The organism is Micromonospora sp. CB01531 (genome assembly GCF_001905095.1).
Classification (GTDB): Bacteria; Actinomycetota; Actinomycetes; order Mycobacteriales; family Micromonosporaceae; genus Micromonospora.
On the sequence record NZ_LWLS01000001.1, the window covers coordinates 31,287 to 45,920 of the forward strand.

The 14,634-nt window shown below is 70.2% G+C and carries 13 protein-coding genes; 9 read left to right on the top strand and 4 right to left on the bottom strand.

What is annotated here, in order from left to right; all coding sequences use genetic code 11:
* Positions 1 to 46: 46 nt before the first annotated feature.
* Positions 47 to 436 carry a hypothetical protein gene (locus A6A27_RS00135; RefSeq protein WP_073832274.1) on the bottom strand — a complete coding sequence of 130 codons (390 nt, stop codon included), beginning with the start codon at positions 434 to 436 and terminating at the stop codon, positions 47 to 49.
* Between the two features lie 261 nt (positions 437 to 697).
* On the opposite strand from A6A27_RS00135, the gene A6A27_RS00140 reads away from it, so the two are divergent.
* Entirely contained in the window at positions 698 to 1,060 is a 363-nt protein-coding gene (locus A6A27_RS00140; RefSeq protein WP_143193803.1) for a TSCPD domain-containing protein, read from the top strand.
* A gap of 265 nt (positions 1,061 to 1,325) precedes the next feature.
* Here A6A27_RS00140 and A6A27_RS00150 read toward each other — a convergent pair whose 3' ends face one another.
* Entirely contained in the window at positions 1,326 to 1,736 is a 411-nt protein-coding gene (locus A6A27_RS00150; protein ID WP_073832277.1) for a hypothetical protein, read from the bottom strand.
* 91 nt (positions 1,737 to 1,827) lie between these two features.
* Here A6A27_RS00150 and A6A27_RS00155 point away from each other — a divergent pair, with 91 nt between their 5' ends.
* Positions 1,828 to 4,518 carry a helix-turn-helix transcriptional regulator gene (locus A6A27_RS00155; RefSeq protein WP_073832278.1) on the top strand — a complete coding sequence of 897 codons (2,691 nt, stop codon included), beginning with the start codon at positions 1,828 to 1,830 and terminating at the stop codon, positions 4,516 to 4,518.
* Between the two features lie 29 nt (positions 4,519 to 4,547).
* Here A6A27_RS00155 and A6A27_RS00160 read toward each other — a convergent pair whose 3' ends face one another.
* Positions 4,548 to 5,525, bottom strand: coding sequence for a helix-turn-helix domain-containing protein (locus A6A27_RS00160; protein WP_158073922.1), 978 nt, complete (start codon positions 5,523 to 5,525; stop codon positions 4,548 to 4,550).
* Positions 5,526 to 5,944: 419 nt separating this feature from the next.
* On the opposite strand from A6A27_RS00160, the gene A6A27_RS00165 reads away from it, so the two are divergent.
* The 7 genes from A6A27_RS00165 (at position 5,945) to A6A27_RS00195 (ending at position 13,865) form a co-directional block, all read left to right on the top strand.
* A complete protein-coding gene (locus A6A27_RS00165; RefSeq protein WP_073832669.1) occupies positions 5,945 to 7,315 on the top strand; it encodes a cytochrome P450 in 1,371 nt (456 codons plus the stop codon).
* The gene (locus A6A27_RS00170; protein WP_083672349.1) at positions 7,312 to 8,232 is read left to right on the top strand and encodes a terpene synthase family protein; all 921 of its coding nucleotides are present in this window, start codon (positions 7,312 to 7,314) and stop codon (positions 8,230 to 8,232) included. Before A6A27_RS00165 ends, A6A27_RS00170 begins: the two co-directional genes overlap by 4 nt.
* The gene (locus tag A6A27_RS00175; RefSeq protein ID WP_241825009.1) at positions 8,229 to 9,890 is read left to right on the top strand and encodes a prenyltransferase/squalene oxidase repeat-containing protein; all 1,662 of its coding nucleotides are present in this window, start codon (positions 8,229 to 8,231) and stop codon (positions 9,888 to 9,890) included. Before A6A27_RS00170 ends, A6A27_RS00175 begins: the two co-directional genes overlap by 4 nt.
* Before the next feature lie 122 nt (positions 9,891 to 10,012).
* Entirely contained in the window at positions 10,013 to 12,451 is a 2,439-nt protein-coding gene (locus A6A27_RS00180) for a sensor histidine kinase (RefSeq protein WP_073832279.1), read from the top strand.
* 16 nt (positions 12,452 to 12,467) lie between these two features.
* Positions 12,468 to 12,887: a roadblock/LC7 domain-containing protein gene (locus A6A27_RS00185; RefSeq protein WP_073832280.1), complete on the top strand. Its 420-nt coding sequence runs from the start codon at positions 12,468 to 12,470 to the stop codon at positions 12,885 to 12,887.
* Between the two features lie 8 nt (positions 12,888 to 12,895).
* Positions 12,896 to 13,273 (top strand): DUF742 domain-containing protein, encoded by a 378-nt coding sequence (locus A6A27_RS00190; RefSeq protein ID WP_073832281.1) that lies wholly within the window; start codon positions 12,896 to 12,898, stop codon positions 13,271 to 13,273.
* Complete coding sequence (locus A6A27_RS00195; RefSeq protein WP_073832282.1) at positions 13,254 to 13,865, top strand: GTP-binding protein; 612 nt, start codon at positions 13,254 to 13,256, stop codon at positions 13,863 to 13,865. The genes A6A27_RS00190 and A6A27_RS00195 overlap by 20 nt, the downstream gene beginning before the upstream one ends.
* A gap of 126 nt (positions 13,866 to 13,991) precedes the next feature.
* On the opposite strand, the gene A6A27_RS00200 is transcribed toward A6A27_RS00195, so the two are convergent.
* The gene (locus tag A6A27_RS00200; RefSeq protein WP_241825010.1) at positions 13,992 to 14,525 is read right to left on the bottom strand and encodes a VOC family protein; all 534 of its coding nucleotides are present in this window, start codon (positions 14,523 to 14,525) and stop codon (positions 13,992 to 13,994) included.
* Positions 14,526 to 14,634 lie beyond the last annotated feature (109 nt).

Here is a 14,634-nt window from a genome sequence, read left to right on the forward strand (position 1 = left end):
CAGCATGGTGGGCACGCTCGTGGCTCGCCGTTCCGTGCCCGACCCGTCACCATCCGGCGGCCTCGGTGACCCGGGTCCAGACCAGCAGCCCGCCGACCACGACGACCAGGCCGGTGACCAGGCCACCAACGCCGGCGAGACTGCCAACGAGCCACCCTGAACGGATCCGCCGTCCGAGTAACGCGAGGAGGACCGCACCGGCGAACAGGCCGACAACGCCGACTGGGATGCCGACGAAGAACGCCACGACGAAGGCCCCGACCCGGTCCGACACGCAGAAGCTGTCGCAGGCGCCTGCCCTGGTCGACTGGTGCGCCACCCAATAGACCGTCGCGGCCACGGCAGCAGCGAACCACGCCAGCATGACAGCGGTGCCGGTGATGACGTGCGAGGTTGCGGCCGACGGGTGGGTTGACCGCGCCTTGGACCAGGTCATGAAGAGTGCTTATCACCCGATACGCGATACACGCGACCCCGTAGCGGGCACCGCGCCTGGTCACCTCCGAACTGGACGCTGGCCACTCCCGTGGACCGGACAACACCGGCTTACGCAGTGCTGCCTGCCTTCCTGAGCTCGTCTTCGTTCACCTGTGCGAATGGGTAGCGTGTCGCGCTGGTGCCGGCCCGCCCGGCTGCCTACCGTGTCGAGGTCCTCGACGGCACGGGGCGAGGCGCGAACGTGAAGGAGCACCCGACGATGACCGACCTGGGGCGAACTCGCATACCGGCACCCCGCCGGACGGCAGGCACCACGAATGAGTTCGTCCTGGATGGCACCCCCGGTCGCCTCGTCACCGCTGCCGCAGCCGACCGGCTCACCCACGTCGAGCTGCACGTCGGCAAGCACGGCTCCACTCTGGCCGGCCTGACCGACGCCCTGTCGACCGCGATCACCACCGGGCTGCACGCTGGCGCGCCCGTGTCCGAGTTCGTGGCGGAACTGCGGCACACCCGCTACGCCCCCGCTGGCCCGACCGGCGACCCCGAGGTGCCGGAAGCCACGTCGCTCGGCGACTACCTCGCACGCCGGCTCACCTGCACCGGCCGGGATATGCAGTAGGGCGGCGTGTAGCGGTCCAACAACTACGCCGCCATGCGATCGCTGCTGCGAGGATCCTCCACGCGGCGTTGCCTGTAGATCGTGCCGGCACGGGCGGTGGCGCGCCACGGCCGGGCGGCGTCGGTCCAGCTGAGCCTGGACCGCTCGGATCCGTTCTCCGAAGGATCACTGGTGGTGGGTGACTCCTCCGGTCGCTGGCTCACCGTTCGAGCTCAACGCCCGGCGGCGCCCGCCCCGGCCGGGGCGGGCGCCGAGGGCTAGCGGCTCACCTGCCCTTGCGGAGGCCAGCGAACTGCAGAACGGTGAAACCGGCGACCGCCACCGCCTGGACGATCACCAGTGCGGTGCCGAGGCCGGTCAACGGGAACCAACCGGCGACGAGCAACTCGACGCTCGCGACCACCCAGACGACGTTGACCGCCATCACCACACCCACCGCGGCCCGGCTCACCGTCGGCCGCGCGGCGAGGAAAAACAGCGCGGCGGCCCACGCGACCAGGAAGACACCGATCGGGTAGAGGAGGGCGGCGGGCAGGCCGAACAGCTCACCGAAGATCGCCGCGACGACGACGTAGACGACTCCGTTGGCGCCCGAGCCCAACGCGTCCTGCTTCAGGGCGAAGCGGAGCAGCTTGGCGTCGGCGGCGGGGTGGACGGTGCTGGCGACGGTGGTCATCCCGGGGTCCCTTCGTAGTACGTCGTGCGGATGATCACGAAGCTACGGAGGTCCAGGCCACACCGAATCAGTCATCGTGACGGTAGCTTCGGTGACCGTGCTGCACGGACGAGTGGGGGAGCAGGCGACGATCGAGCGGCTCCTGGCGGCGGCCCGGAGCGGCCGGAGCGGAAGCCTGGTCATCCAAGGCCCGGCGGGGATCGGCAAGTCCGCGCTCCTGGAGCACGCCGCCGGGCGGGCCGAGGGCATGCGGGTGTTGCGCGGCGTCGGTGTCGAGTCCGAGGCGATGTTGCCGTTCGCCGCACTCCACCTGCTCCTGCGCACCGGGCTCGACCAGATCCACACGCTGCCCGCCGCGCAGGCCACCGCGCTCAACGCCGCTCTGGGGCTGGGCGACACCGCTCCGGAGAGCCGGTTCCTGGTCGGGCTGGCCACGCTGACCCTGCTCACCGAACTGGCCGGGGACGGCGCACTGCTCTGCCTCGTCGACGACGCGCAGTGGTTCGACCAGGCCTCCATCGACGCACTGATGTTCGCCGCCCGCCGCCTCGAGGCGGAAGGCGTCGTCATGCTCTTCGCCGCCCGCGCGGGCTTTCCCGCCGTGGGGCTGCCCGAGCTCCGGCTCGGCGGGCTGGACCGGGCAGCCGCCGCCGCCCTGCTCCCGGCCGACCTCCCACCGCAGGTACGACAGCGCCTCATCGACGAATCGGACGGCAATCCGCTGGCGCTCATCGAACTGCCCGCCGCACTCAGCACCGAGCAGCGGGCGGGACGACTCTCACCGGTGGGTGCGATGCCCGTCGCCGATCGGGTCCAGGAGGCGTTCCAGGCACAGATAGCCGCGCTGCCCGAGCCCGCGCGAACCGCGCTGCTGATCGCGGCGGCGGACGGCTCCGGTGAGCTGGAGACGCTGGTAGCCGCGGGCGCCACCCTCGACGCGCTGGGCGCGGCCGAGCGGAGCCGGCTGATCGAGGTCAAGGGGACCGTCGTCGGTTTCCGCCACCCCCTGATCCGGACTGCCGCCTACCAGGGCGCACCGGCCACCCGCCGCCTCGCCGTACACCGTGCCCTTGCCGACGCCCTCACCCGCTCGCCGGCCGTCGACGCGGCCGACCGGCGGGCGTGGCACCTGGCCGCCGCCGCGCTCGGTCCCGACGAGGACATCGCCCGGGAGTTGGCGGAAGCCGCGGAACGGGCACGGACCCGCGGCGGCCACGCCGCGATCGCCGCGGCCTACGAGCGGGCCGCCGAACTCACCGCCGATCCGGTACGACGATCCGGACGACTCGCCGCCGCCGCGCTGGCGGCGAGTGACGCCGGACTGATGGATCGGGCCGCCGCCCTCGCCGACCGCGCCACACCCGACGTGGACGACCCGGACATGATCGCTGCGCTGATCCAGGTACGCGCCCATCGCGAATTCGAGCTGGGCGCACCGCTCGCGGCGGGCCGGATCATCATGGCCGGCGTCCCGCGCCTGGCATCCCGGTCCACCGAGCGGGCCACCTGGCTGCTGGTGGAGGCCATCCGCTGTGCGTGGTTCGCCGGCGACACCCAGCTGGCGGAGGAGGCCGCCGCCAGCCTCCGCGCGCTCCCCGCGATCGACTCGCCGCTGGTCAGCGGTGCGCTCGGGCTGGCCCGGCTGATGGGCGGTGACATCGGCGGTGGGATCACGCTCATGGGTGAAGCGGTGGACGAACACCACCGCGCCGGGCTGGCCGTGCCCGGACTGACCTTCACCGCCTCGCTGTGTTTCGCGCTGGGCCGAGCCGCCCTCGGCGAGGAGATCACCGCCGGAGTCGTGGCGGACTGCCAGCGGAACGGGATGATCGGCTGGCTCGCCAACGCGCTCCTCGACCACGGACTCGCGCAGGGGTGGCGCGGCCGGTACGGCGAGGCCACCGCGACCCTCAACGCGGGGTTGCGGCTGGCGACGGACCTGGGCCACGAGCACCGGGTCAGCCACCTCACGTGCTCGCTCGCCTGGGTGCTCGCGCACCTCGCCGACGCGCAGGAGTGCCGGGCGAAGGCCGAAGCAGGCGTGGCGCGAGCCGACCAGCAGGGCATGGTGCTCGCGGCGGCCATCGGGCGGTGGGCCCTGGGCCTGCTCGACCTCGGCCTGGGCCGCCCGGACGCCGCCCTCCGGCAGCTGCAGGCCATCCCCGTCAGCAGCATCGCCGTTCTGTCCGCCCCGGACCAGGTCGAGGCAGCTGTCCGCAGCGGCCAGCCGGGGCAGGCGGCGGAGCCACTCGCCCGCTACCTAGCCTGGGCGGGGCACGTCCGTCAGCCGTCGGCCGAAGCGATCGCGATGCGCTGCCGGGCGCTCGTCGAGGAGAACGAAGCGGCCTTCGCGCGGGCCGTGCAGCTCCATGACGACGCCCAGCCATACGAGCTGGCGAGGACGCGGCTCGCCTACGGCGAGTGGCTGCGCCGGGCGCGGCGGCGGTCGGACGCCCGCGCACAGTTGCGCGGCGCGCTGGAGATCTTCGACCGACTCGGTGCGGAGCTGTGGGCCGACCGCGCACGCGCTGAGCTGCGCGCGACCGGGACCGTGCCGGCGGCGCCGCGCAAGGCGGGCGATCCGCTCAGCGTGCTCACTCCCCAGGAACGCCAGGTCGTACGGCTGGCGGCCGGCGGCGCCTCCAACCGCGACATCGCCGCGCAGCTCTTCCTCAGCCCGCGCACCGTCGGCTACCACCTCTACAAGGCGTTCCCCAAACTCGGTGTCACCTCCCGAGCCCAACTGGCCGCCATCGCCCGGTCCTCCTCGACGCACAGCTGACGGCCGGGCCCAGGAGCGCCAACGGGAGTTCAAGGCTGGCGGTGCTGATCGCGGTACTCCTGTGGCGACATGCCGTAACACGCCTTGAAGAGCCGACTGAAGTGCGCTTTGTCGGCGAACCCCCAGCGGGCGGCAATTCTCTGGATCGCTTGGTGGGCCAACCGGGGATTGATCAGATCCCGCTGGCACCGGTCCAGGCGTCGTTGGCGGATCAATCCCGCCACGGTGTGGTCCTCCTGCTCGAAGAGGCGGTGCAGGGTGCGCAGCGAGATGTGGTGGGCCGCGGCGACCGAGCTGGGGTTGAGTTCACTGTCGCCAAGGTTCTTCTCGATGAAGGCCCGGATCTCCGCACGCAGCGCACGTTCCCGGAGGTCGACCGGGAGTGTCTCTTGAACCTCCAGGCGCTGCGCCAGGGCGCCGGCGGCGAGGTCCAGCGCCATCATGCCGAGCCTCGGCGCATCACTCGCGGCAAACTGCTCGGGGTACGTCACCAGGCGCTGAACGAACTGAGCGAGCAGGGCCGCCATACCTGTATCCGAGGGGATCGAGGTGGCGAGCAACCGGCGTACCCGGTCGGGATGCAGGGGCAACGACTGACGCGAGATGAGAAGGGAGATGGAGCCCGCGAGCACCGGCCCGTCCGAGAAGTGCGAGCCGGTGAACGGCCGGCTGTTGTCAAGCAGGGTGAACGACGACGGCTCCAGGGGCGACTCTGTGCGGTCCTGGATAGCGACGCTCGACCCGGTTGTCATCAGCACCAACTGGTACGTGTCGGGTTGCGATTTGCGCACCAGGCGCGGCGATCGGATGGTTTCCAGGGTTGGGTAGTGCAGCTCCGCCAGCCGGACACTGCCCAGGTCCACCCGCTTTGCCAGGGCCGTGAAGTTGTCGATGTGCGGGCATCTGACGTGGGTCGGCGCGGCCTCCTGCGAGACGATCTCATACCAACAGGCAAAGCGGTCCGCTGGTGGAAGTAGAGACGTATCGAGAATCTCGGTAGGGAGCACCCGGGTCACCTCCACCCTGCCATCGGTCCGGTCGAGGGATGTTACATATGAGGGGCTTCCAGCGACATGAGTGGTAACGGCAAGGTGATGTCCGCTGCGGCGCCTCGACTCGGCCAGGCGGGAACGCCTGGTCGAAGGATCGGGTGACCGTGCCGGCGGAGCGTGGGTGACCGGCTCCGGCGCGGATGCGTCCGTGCCCACGCACGGGTTGAGCGCTCAGTCAACATGCCACCCCACGGGTTGACCGCTCAGTCAACCTGATGGACACACCCCATCGCCCGAAGGTCCGGTGAGGACGGTGGACATATCTGGCGTTGCGGGGCGATGCGTGCGATGATCATCAAGGGCCTTGCTTTCACGAGACCTACCTGGCCGCAGTCGCCATAGGCCCGGTTGCACGACAGATCGTGGAGGTGCTCATGTCCGAGGCGCAGGTCGTCGCCGGCCAGGCCAGGTCCGTTCCCCTGCGCCGCGCACTGCCGCACCTGGTCCGGGACCCGTTGGGAGCGCTTGTCCACTTCGGCAACCAGGCCGGCGGCGAGGTCGTACGGCTCAACCTCGGCACCTTCCGCCCATACCTGGTCACTCACCCAGAGCACCTGCAGCAGATCCTGCGCGACAGGACCAACTACATCCGCGACCCCGAGAGCATGCTCTGGCGGGGGGTCCGGCGGGTGGTCGGTGACGCGGTCCTCGTCACCGAGGGCGAGTTGTGGGAGTCCAGCCGGGACACCCTGCAACCGTTGTTCACCGCCAAGCGTGCCGAGATGCTGATCGACCGGATGGCGGTGGCGATCGCCGAGGCGGTCGACGCTCTGGATGAGCCCGCACGAGCGGGCCAGGCCGTCGACGCCATCACCCTGATGTCGCGGGTCGTATGCCAGGCCACCACGCGGGTGCTCTTCGGCAAGAAGATCCCGGTGCCAGATGCGCTCCAGATCTACGCCCACCTGGACACGATCACGCGGACGATGGTGTCTCGTCTGCTCGCCCCCGGGTTGCCCTACTGGATTCCACTGCCAGGCGACCGCGCCTTCCGTAACGCCGTGGCAGGCATCGACTCGTTGGTTCTGCCGATCATCCGCAAGGAGCGGGCGGACCCGGGCGACGGCGACGACATCATCGCGACGCTGTGCCGTCCACGGGCTGACGGGTTCCAGGCCAGCGAGGAGCAGATCCGCAGCGATGTGGTCGCCATGTTCTCCACGGCCAACGAGACCACGATCGGCGTCCTGTCCTGGCTGTGGCCGGTCCTCGAGACGCATCCCGAGGTGGCCTCCCGGCTCTATGCCGAGATCGACGAGGTGGTCGGGCACGGGCCGGTGCAGCGGACGCACATCCCGGAACTGCGCTACACCCGGATGGTCCTGGACGAGATGCTGCGGCTCTGGCCGGCGGGCTGGACCATCCCGCGTACGGCGGTAGGGGAGCAGGTCCTGGGCGGCGTCCGGATCGAGGCCGGGGCGACGATCCTGGTGAGCCCGTACGCGACGCAGCGGATGGAGGCGTTCTGGGATCGCCCGGAGGTCTTCGACCCGGAACGGTTCGCCCCCGACCGGCCGAAGCGGCGGTACCGCTACAGCTACTTCCCCTTCGGGGGCGGCCCGCATCAGTGCATCGGCCAATACCTTTTCCTGCTCGAGGCCCCCATCATCATGGCCACGCTCCTGAGCCGGTTCCGATTCCGGCTCGGGCAGCCGGCCGATCTCAAGCCGCGGCTCGGCGCCTCGCTGCGGCCCCGGCCGAACACGGTCACTCTGCTACCGCGCGAACGCGCCTCGGTCTCGTGACTTCGGGCCCGCACGTACCGCTCACCGCAGCCGACCTGCTCACCGTGGCAGAGCACGGACGGATCTGCGGGTTGGCCGCCATGCTCGAACGTGATCTACACGAGGTCGTGTCCCGCCACCAGGATCTGTTCACCGCGCGGCCCTTCGACCCGACCCTGGTCAGCAGCATCGCGATGTCGATCGCCTTCACCGCCCCCGAGTACACAGCCCAGCAACTACGGCCGACGGCTCGGACTGTGCTGTGGGTGTTTGCGGCGGACTGGCAGATCGATTATCTGGCGCGAACGGCAGACGACGTGCGGGCACTCGTCGCTGGCTGCCTCGCAGTCGCGGACGGAAGCCCACCCCCCGATCCGCACCCCCTCGCCCGGCTGTTGGCCGAGATCCACGACGAACTGGCTGCGACGCCGGCGTTCGCGGCTATGCAGCCGGTGTGGCGAGAAGAGCTCGGGCGCATGTTCGCGGCGATGGCGCAGGAGTTGAGGTGGAAGAACGCGCACGAGGCGGCACCAGCTTCCCGACGTGCGGCTCCCACCCTCGACGAGTACCTCGCCAACGCCGACAATGTCGCCGGCGTGCTGGTCAGCGTGACGCACTGGGCCCACCTCGATGATCCGGACAGCCACGACCACCTTGACGATCTGAGAGCCGCCAGCCGCGAGGTGCAGCGCGCAATCCGGCTGATCAACGATCTGGCCACATATCCGCGCGACCTCCAATGGGGAGATCTGAACGCGCTCACGCTCGTGAGTGACTCGACCGAGGTGACCGCCAGGCTCGCAACGGTCATCGAGGGCTGCCACGACCTGATCCGGCCACTGGAAACAACCTGCCCCCAGCAGGCCGCTTTCCTGAAGCGCCAAGTCACGTTCACCAGCGGTTTCTACCAGGTGTCAGACTTTTGGGGCAGCCTGTGAGTAGCCAAGGCGCCCCCACGGCCGACAGCGCCACGGACGGCGACATCGGCTTCGCCGTTCGTGATCTGATCGCCGGTTTGACGGCGAAGCCGTGGGGTCAAGTCGCCCCCTCCGTCTACGAGACCGGGCGGCTCGTGACGCTGGCCCCATGGCTCGAGGGGCACACCGAGCGCATCACCTTCCTGTTGCGAAGCCAGCGGGCGGACGGAGGTTGGGGCCCGCCACAGGGTTACGCGCTGGTGCCCACGCTGAGCGCCACCGAGGCGCTGCTCGCGACCCTCCGCACCGATGGACCCGGAGCGCAGCGGGACCACGGGGAAGCGCAGCTGGTCAGCGCGGCCGCCCGCGGCCTGCAGGCGCTCACCAGGTGGCTACGCGCGGATCTGGTGGTGCCGGACACGCCGGCAGCGGACATCATCGTGCCGTCCCTGGTGACAGCGATCAATCAGCACCTGGAACGACTTGAGGACCCGCCGAACCCCTGCCTCGGGTCCTGGCACGGGGTGCGCTTGGCCCTGCCGGCGGGAATGGACAACAGCCGCCTCGCCAAGGTTCGACACGCTCTGGCGGCCGGTGCCGCGTTGCCCGGTAAGCTGCTGCACTTCCTGGAGGTCCTGGGCCCTGCTGCCCGCCGCGCCGCCGGCATCCACCCCATGCCGCCAGGCACGGTCGGCGCCTCGCCGGCGGCGACCGCTGCCTGGATCGGCGACCCCGACACCCTCGCCCCCGCCCACCCGGCCCGGGCTCACCTGACGGCAGTGGCGGGGCGCGGAACGGTACCCTGTCCGCTCCCCATCACAGTCTTCGAACAGGCGTGGGTGGTGAGCGGACTTGCACGCGCCGGCATGCAGTTCGCGGTGCCCCCAGAAATCGTGGCAAGCCTGGGTGCCGCGATGGGACCGGTGGGCACCCCCACCGGGCCAGGGCTTCCTGCTGACGCGGACACCACAGCGGTCGCCCTGTACGCGCTCGGAAAGCTCGGCCACCCGGTAGAACCCGCTGGTTTGTGGACGTACGAGACCGCGGACGGGTTCTGCACCTGGCCGGGTGAGGACGGCTTCTCGGTCACCACCAACGCACACGTCCTGGACGCCTTCGGCCAGTATCTGCACAGCACCGATCCGGCACCCCGCTACGCCACGGCCACTGCTCGGCTGACGGCCGTTCTGCGAGAACACCAGCAGCCTGATGGACAGTGGCACGACCGGTGGCACGCCTCGCCGTACTACGCCACCGCGTGCTGCACCCGGGCGCTCAACGACTTCGGCCGCGGGTCCACAGCCGAGTCGGTGGCCAAGGCCGTCGACTGGGTGCTGTCGACCCAACGGTCCGACGGATCGTGGGGACGGTGGGACAGCACCGCTGAGGAGACCGCGTACGCGCTGCAGGTGCTGCTGTCCACGCGCCCGCAGGCTGCTGGAGTTGGCACGGTCGTGCGGCGCGGCTACTCGTACCTGCGCCACGCCGCCGGCCGCGGCGCTGATCCTCCCCTCTGGTACGGCAAAGAGCTCTACCACCCGAGGGCGATCGTCCGGGCCGCGGTGCTCGCCGCACTGCATCTCGCGCGGCAGCACCCGGGTCTGACCACAGTGGAGGCTAGTGCAATCGCGTCCAAACCCGGACAGGCTGCCGGCAAGACGGTGATCAGGGACGCTTGAGGGATTGTTCGGGCACTGCTAGCGTGCCCCGTTGTCGCGCGCCGACGGCTCGCACGCACCCAGGTACCTCAAATTCACCAAGCTGTATGCCAGATGCTTCAACGGCTGACTGGGACGGTGTAATGCGTTCTCGCAGTACCAATGTACGCACCAAAGTGGTCGCGATGCTCGTGTCGCTAACCGCCCTGTGGGCGTTCGCGGCGTGGGTGACCCTGCGGGACGGCCTGAACCTGCTCTGGGTGAATACGCTGAACAGCACCGTCTATGAGCCGAGCGCACCGCTGCTGTCGGCACTGCAGAACGAGCGCCGACTCACCCTGGCCTACCTGGGCGGACCGGGGAACGACAGCCAGGCGCGAGCGGCCCTGGAGGCCCAACGACGAGAGTCCGAGCAGCTCGCGGCGAGCTTCAAGGAGTCCGCACAGAGCTGGCAGGCCGACCTCGCCGGTAGCGACAAGCTGGGCCAACGGCTCGACGCCACCTACGCCAGCCTGGATGGTCTCGCCGCTACCCGCGAGTCGGTCAACGCACGGACGATCGACCGCACCAGCGCCGGACGGTCTTTCGCCGACGCAATCGACTCCATCTTCAGCATCTACCACGCCATGGCGAGCCTCGACGACAAGGAAATCGCGGGCTACGCCGCAGCGCTCATCCAGCTCAACCGGATGTCGGAACTGATCTCACAAGAGGACGCCCTGATGAGCGGCATCCTCGCCAGCGGTCGGCTCACCAGCGCCGAATACGCGCAGTTTGCACAGCTCGTCGGCGCCCAGCGATTCGCCGGAGCCGAGACCTCGACCAAGCTGTCAGCCGACGACCGCCTCCGATACGAACAGCTGCTCGCCGGCGACGCGTTCAGCCGCCTCCGGTCAATCGAAGACCAGGTCGTCCAGAGCGCCAACACGCGCTCCAAGGCTCCGGCCGAGGCGGCCCAATGGCGCCGCGCGGTGGACGACGCCCAGGGCGAGCTGCAAAGCGTCGTGACTGCCGGTGGCAACGGGATCGTGAGCGGCGCCACGGGCGTGGCCATCATGGTCATCGTCCGGCTTCTCCTCGCGGCCGGCCTCGGCACGCTCGCCGTTATCGCCTCGATCATCCTCTCGATCACGACCGCCCGCGCCCTGGTGGCCCAGCTGGAGCGGCTGCGAAAGGCCGCCCACGACCTCGCCGACGAGCGGCTACCCAATGTGGTCGAACGGCTCGGCCACGGTGAGCAGGTGGACGTCGCCGTCGAAGCACCGCCACTGGCCTTCGGCTCCGACGAGATCGGGCAGGTCGGCGAGGCATTCAACCGGGTCCAGGAGACGGCCATCCGCACCGCCGTGGAGCAGGCGGAGCTACGGCGCAACGTGCGCGACGTCTTCCTCAGCCTCGCCCGGCGTACGCAGGGCCTCGTCCACCGCCAGGTGACCCTGCTCGACGCGATGGAGCGCCGCGAGCACGACGCCGACGACCTCGAGGACCTGTTCCGCGTCGACCACCTCGCCACCCGCATGCGGCGCAACGCGGAAAACCTCATCGTCCTGTCCGGCGCGGCGCCCGGCCGCGCCTGGCGCCGGGACGTGCCCATGATCGACGTGGCCCGCGCGGCGACCCAGGAGGTGGAGGACTACACGCGGGTGAACGTGCTGCCGTTCGGCTCCGTGGGCCTGACCGGCCGGGCCGCCGGTGACATCATCCACCTGCTCGCCGAGCTCGTCGAGAACGCGCTGTCCTTCTCCCCGCCGAACACCGAGGTGGAGGTGCGGGGACAGCTGGTGGCGCGCGGCTTCGTCATCGAGGTCGAGGACCGCGGTCTGGGCATGAGCGAGGAAGAACTCGCCGCAGCCAACGACCGCATCGCCAACCCGACCGAGTTCAACCTGGCCAATGCCAACCAGCTGGGCCTGTTCGTGGTGAGCCACCTCGCCCAGCGGCACGACCTCAGCGTCAACCTCAAAACCTCGCCGTACGGTGGCACCACCGCCGTTGTGCTCATCCCGATGGAGCTGGTGACCAGCGCCGAAGCCCTCACCGCCGCGGCCGGCCAGGCCGGCGGTCCGTCCGCCGGCGAGCCCACCGCGTCCCTCCACGACGGCCTGCCCGCCGCCGTGGAACGACGGGGGTCCGTCGCGCTGACCGAGGCTCCGCCGGCCCGCCAGCCCACCCTGGAGCTGCCGGCCGTCGGCATGCGGGCACCGGTGCGCCCGGCCGCTGAGGACGCCACGCCTGTTGAGAAGGCCGCGCCCGTCGCGGACGCCGCGCCCGTTGCCGAGCCGGGCAGCGCGGGCACCCCGCTCGTGCCGCGTCAGCGGCCCGCCGCGGATCGGACCCCGCAAGGCCTGCCGGTGCGGGTCCGGCAGGCGAGCCTCGCACCGCAGTTGCGGGCCGACGCCGACCCGGCCGTCGAGGCGCCCGCCGAGGCGGACCCGGGCAGGTCGCCGGAACAGATCCGCCAACTGATGAGCCGCTACCAGAGCGGCACCCGCCGTGGACGCGACGACGCGCGTCTGCTCGGCGACGAAGACGAACAGCCCCCAGCCGCCGACGATTCACCGGCGGCCGGGACCGATCGGTAGAAAGAGGAACCAGCACGTGCAGCATCAGAACTCTTCGAGGTCCGATCTGGCCTGGCTGCTCGACGACCTGGTCGGACGTGTCAAGCAGACCCAGCATGCCGTCGTGCTCTCGGTGGACGGCCTGCTGATGGCGTCCTCCGCCGGACTCAGCCGGGACGACGCGGAGCAACTGGCCGCGATCGCCTCCGGAATCCAGAGCCTCGCCAAGGGTGCCGGACGCCGTTTCGGCGGCGGGCCGGTGCGGCAGACCGTCATCGAGATGCAGTCATCGTTCCTGTTCGTCACGGCGGCCGGTCACGGCGCGTGCCTGGCCGTCCTCGCGGCCGAGGACGCCGACGTCGGTCTCGTCGCCTACGAGATGGCCATGATCGTTCAGAGGGCCGGCAAGTTCCTGGCCTCCCCCGCCCGAGCCACCGTCCAGCTGTCCGGGAAGTAGAGGCGCCCATGACGAGGCCTGACGCCGAGCCGCTGTGGGTCGATGACGAGGCCGGACCGGTGGTCCGGCCCTACGCCATGACCCGCGGGCGAGCCAGACCGAGGAACGGCTTCAACGTCATCTCACTCGTGACCGCAACCCGGGCGGCACCGCCCATCGACGTCGGACTGGTGCCGGAGCACGCCCGGATCATCGAGCTGTGCCAGCGGCCCCTCGCGTTGGCGGAGGTAGCCGCGCACCTCCACCTGCCGCTCGGCACGGTCCGCGTCCTGCTCGACGACCTGGTCGCCCGCCAGCTTGTGCAGGTCTCCGAACCCCGTCCGCCCGCCACTCTTCCCGACGACAGCGTATTCGAGGCGCTCATTCATGGACTACGAGAACTCTGACAGGGAGGATCGGACGATCCTGCCCACCGCCCTCAAGATCCTCATTGCGGGGGGCTTCGGCGTCGGCAAGACCACCCTCGTCGCAGCGGTCAGCGAAACCCAGCCGCTGCGCACCGAGGAGGTGCTCTCCGAGCGGGGCGTCGGCGTCGACGACCTCACCGGGGTCGAGGCGAAGTCCACCACCACCGTGGCAATGGACTTCGGCCGAATCACCTTCGGCGAAGACCTCGTGCTCTACCTGTTCGGCACCCCCGGGCAGGACCGCTTCTGGTTCCTCTGGGACGAGTTGGCCCTCGGCGCCCTCGGCGCGGTGGTGCTCGCCGACACCCGCCGCCTGGCCGACTGCTTCCCGTCCATCGACTACTTCGAGGGCCAGGGCCTGCCGTTCATCGTCGCCGTGAACTGCTTCGACGGCGCTCGGCAGTACAGCCTCGAAGAGGTGCAGATGGCGTTGAACCTCGACCCGGACGTGCCGGTCATGCTGTGCGACGCCCGCAAGCGGGAGTCCAGCAAGGAGGTCCTCATCACCCTGCTCCAGCACGTCATGAAAGGGCGGGGTCTGACCCGCAAGCCCGAGACCGTGGGGTCCTGACGGTCGGTGCCCACCACCGTCGGCGACATGGTTGACCGGCTGCACAGCCTGTGCGTGGGCTCCGTGAGCACGGGTGCGGTCGCTGCTGCACGGCGCCGCACCCGCCGCCGCGCGGATGCCGGGGCCTCAGATTGTCACCGGGTGGCGCGGCTCGTAGAGGCCGAGTTCGCCACCGCCGGGCAGCCGCAGCGCGGTGCGCAGCCCCCATCGCTCCTCGGTGATCGGGATCGTGAACTCGACGCCCTTCGCCGTCAGTTCGGCCATGGTCGCCTCGACGTCGTCGCACATGAGAAACAGCTCGTGGGCCGGCTCGCCCTCGGTCGGGTGCACGGCGAGCTCCGCCGGCGGCAGCCGGAAGATGAGCCAACCGTGGCCAGCGTCGACATGGTGATAGCCGAGCGTGTCCCGGAAGAAGGCCCGGTCCGCCTCCGCATCGCGGCTGTAAATGATCACATGAGCACCATTGATCACCTGTCGACCATAACGGCGCCGGGGGAGGCGCACAGGCCGATCGCGGCGACCGCCACCACCGCCGGTACAAGAAGATTGGCCGAGGACGAGGCGGACCTGCAGCAGCGTCGCCCGCCGGCCACGGCCCAGACCGACATCGTGGCCAACTGCTGAGGCATTGCCGCCGGTCGCCATGCGGGAGAAATCCACTACAGCTACCTCAGAGGTGTACAGAATTCCTCCCGGGCCCAGCGGACGAGTCGGCGACAAGGGTGTGGGCGACGAGCACGATCCTGGCGGGTTGCGGCCGACGTCGACC

Coding starts and splice junctions, on each gene's coding strand:
- A6A27_RS00190 (WP_073832281.1), top strand. CDS start 12,896: ATGACGAGGCCTGACGCCGAGCCGCTGTGGGTCGATGACGAGGCCGGA.
- A6A27_RS00135 (WP_073832274.1), bottom strand. CDS start 436: ATGACCTGGTCCAAGGCGCGGTCAACCCACCCGTCGGCCGCAACCTCG.
- A6A27_RS00150 (WP_073832277.1), bottom strand. CDS start 1,736: ATGACCACCGTCGCCAGCACCGTCCACCCCGCCGCCGACGCCAAGCTG.
- A6A27_RS00165 (WP_073832669.1), top strand. CDS start 5,945: ATGTCCGAGGCGCAGGTCGTCGCCGGCCAGGCCAGGTCCGTTCCCCTG.
- A6A27_RS00195 (WP_073832282.1), top strand. CDS start 13,254: ATGGACTACGAGAACTCTGACAGGGAGGATCGGACGATCCTGCCCACC.
- A6A27_RS00140 (WP_143193803.1), top strand. CDS start 698: ATGACCGACCTGGGGCGAACTCGCATACCGGCACCCCGCCGGACGGCA.
- A6A27_RS00180 (WP_073832279.1), top strand. CDS start 10,013: ATGCGTTCTCGCAGTACCAATGTACGCACCAAAGTGGTCGCGATGCTC.